Origin of the sequence: Candidatus Sodalis sp. SoCistrobi, assembly GCF_900143145.1 — a bacterium.
GTDB lineage: Bacteria > Pseudomonadota > Gammaproteobacteria > Enterobacterales > Enterobacteriaceae > SoCistrobi.
On record NZ_FRDB01000317.1, the window covers coordinates 1 to 2,357 of the forward strand.

At 59.2% G+C, this 2,357-nt stretch carries 1 protein-coding gene and 3 pseudogenes; 2 read left to right on the forward strand and 2 right to left on the reverse strand.

Annotated features, from left to right (window positions below; all coding sequences use genetic code 11):
- Together CINSTRO3249_RS15105 and CINSTRO3249_RS16915 are read left to right on the forward strand one after the other, a co-directional pair.
- Window positions 1-381, forward strand: a pseudogene (locus CINSTRO3249_RS15105) (transposase); the annotation flags it as partial.
- The gene (locus CINSTRO3249_RS16915) at window positions 381-617 is read left to right on the forward strand and encodes a hypothetical protein (RefSeq protein WP_125933216.1); all 237 of its coding nucleotides are present in this window, start codon (window positions 381-383) and stop codon (window positions 615-617) included. The pseudogene CINSTRO3249_RS15105 and the gene CINSTRO3249_RS16915, both read left to right, overlap by 1 nt.
- On the opposite strand, the pseudogene prmA reads toward CINSTRO3249_RS16915, so the two are convergent.
- Window positions 598-1,459, reverse strand: a pseudogene (gene prmA, locus CINSTRO3249_RS15110) (50S ribosomal protein L11 methyltransferase). The gene CINSTRO3249_RS16915 and the pseudogene prmA sit on opposite strands and share 20 nt — an antisense overlap.
- 20 nt (window positions 1,460-1,479) lie before the next feature.
- Window positions 1,480-2,232, reverse strand: a pseudogene (gene panF, locus CINSTRO3249_RS15115) (sodium/pantothenate symporter); the annotation flags it as partial.
- Between the last annotated feature and the right edge of the window lie 125 nt (window positions 2,233-2,357).

Here is a 2,357-nt window from a genome sequence, read left to right on the forward strand (position 1 = left end):
ATCACCTGCGAGGAAGTAGCTCGTTGGTATTACTGGCGCTGGAATATTGAATCATTTTTTAAGTTGCTGAAAGGTGCCGGACATGACGTAGAAACATGGCTTCAGCGCAGCGCGCCAGCCGTACTACGCAGGTTGTTAATAGCCAGTATGGCTGCTGTTCTGGTATGGCGGCTGCAACGCGCTGAAGGAGAAGAAAATGCGGCAGCCCGCCAGCTGATATGTCGCTTGTCAGGACGACAGCAAAAGCGAGGCCGCAGAGAGAGCGCTCCTGCTCTGCTCGCTGGCTTATCCATCTTGTTGAATACACTAAAATTATTATCGGAATATAGTCTGGAAGAACTTACTCATTTAGCGAGAGTTGCTCTTAAGCCTCCTCCCTGATGTGTAGATACCTATGCGGTAAGGGTGGGCCGGAGGATCAGGCGGGTGCCGTCGCCGCGCGCACTATCCGTGCCGCGGTGCGATCCGTCTTCAGCGTGGTGCATGACACCCGCGCCGCAGTTCGGTTCGTCCTCAGCGTGGTGCATGACACCCGCGCCGCAGTTCGGTTCGTCTTCAGCGTAGTGCATGACTCTCGCGCCGCGGTTCGGTTCTTCTTTAGCGTCGCGTGCCGGTAATCCGGCACCACTCGTCTTTTTCGGCCACCGGATCGAGGGCGAAGGCTGTGGCATAGGCCTGCGCCACGCTTTCGGCCTGGCTGGCCAGAATGCCCGACAGACCCAGATAGCCGCCCGGCCGCGGCAAATCAATGATAAGCGGCGCCAGCTCGCGTAGCGGCCCGGCGAGGATGTTCGCCACTACCACGTCGGCGTGCAGGTCTTGCGGCTGCTGTTGCGGCAGATACAGCGCCAAACGCTCCGCTACACCGTTACGCTGGGCGTTGTCGCGGCTGGCCAGAATCGCCTGCGGGTCGATATCGATACCGACAGCGTGCGCAGCGCCCAACTTCAAGGCGGCGATGGCCAGAATGCCGGAACCACAGCCGAAATCGATAACCGTCTTACCGCGCAGATCGAGACCGTCAAGCCATTGCAGGCACAGCGCGGTGGTCGGGTGCGTGCCGGTACCGAAAGCCAGGCCCGGATCGAGCGTCCGGCACCGGGCGCCAGCTGGGGCAAATCCACAGCCGTTCACCGAAGCGCATGGGATGAAAATTGTCCATCCATTCCCGCTCCCAGTCTTTATCCTCCAGCTGCTCGATTTTGTAACTGAAATCGGCGCCCAGCAGCGGATGGGCCTTTAGCACGTCCACAACCGTCGCCATATCGGTTGCGGCGTCATACAGGCCGATGACATCGGTATCGCCCCACAGGCGCGTCTCGCCCGGTAGAGGCTCATATACGGGGACATCGTGAGTATCTTGAAAAGTCACCGACACCGCACCGCTTTCCGTCAGCGCGTCGCTTAGGGTATCCGCCTGTTGGCCGGTGGTGGTGATTTTGAGTTGTATCCAAGGCATAGCGGTTCTCGTTATTACGGTTAAACGGCGGCGGCGGGGCGCCCGAAGCGGTTGCCCGCCAGAAACGCCAGCAGGCTCAGCGCCAGCGCCAGTACGATCGGATGAAAGCCGCCCGGCTGCAGATGGAAACCGGCCAACGCGGCATAGCTTGCCCCGCCGATTATCATGCTGCTCAGGGCGCCGGCGGCGTTGGCACGTTCCCAATAAAGCCCCAGCACCAGCGGCCAAAGGAATACCGCCTCCATGCCGCCGAACGCCAGCAAGTTTAGCCAGATAATCATTTCCGGCGGACGCCAGGCGGCCAGCAACAGCAGCAGGCCCAATATCAAGGTGACCAAACTCGAGATGCGCTTCAGGCGGCGTTCGTTGCTCGCCTGCCGGGGTTGCAGGCTCAAATAGAGGTCTTTGATAATGGTGGCGGAAGATTGCAATAATTGCGCGTTAATCGTCGACATAATTGCCGCCAGCGGCGCCGCCAGAAAAATGCCCGCCAGCAGCGGCGGCAGCAGCTGCACCATCAAGGTGGGCACCACCAGATCGGGCACGTTCAGTCCGGGCAATACCGCGCGTCCCAAAGCCCCGGCGAGGTGCATGCCGAGCATCAGCACCCCGATGACCACCGTGCCGAGGATCATGCCGCGGTGGACCGCTTTGCTGTCGCGATAGGAGATGCAGCGCACCGCGGTATGGGGCAGGCCTATGACGCCGAAACACACCAGGATCCAAAACGAGGTCATGAATTTGGGCGTCAGTATGTCATCCACGCCGTTAGGGCATAGGTATCTACACATCAGGGAGGAGGCTTAAGAGCAACTCTCGCTAAATGAGTAAGTTCTTCCAGACTATATTCCGATAATAATTTTAGTGTATTCAACAAGATGGATAGGCCAGCGAGCAG

Coding starts and splice junctions, on each gene's coding strand:
- CINSTRO3249_RS16915 (WP_125933216.1), top strand. CDS start 381: ATGTGTAGATACCTATGCGGTAAGGGTGGGCCGGAGGATCAGGCGGGT.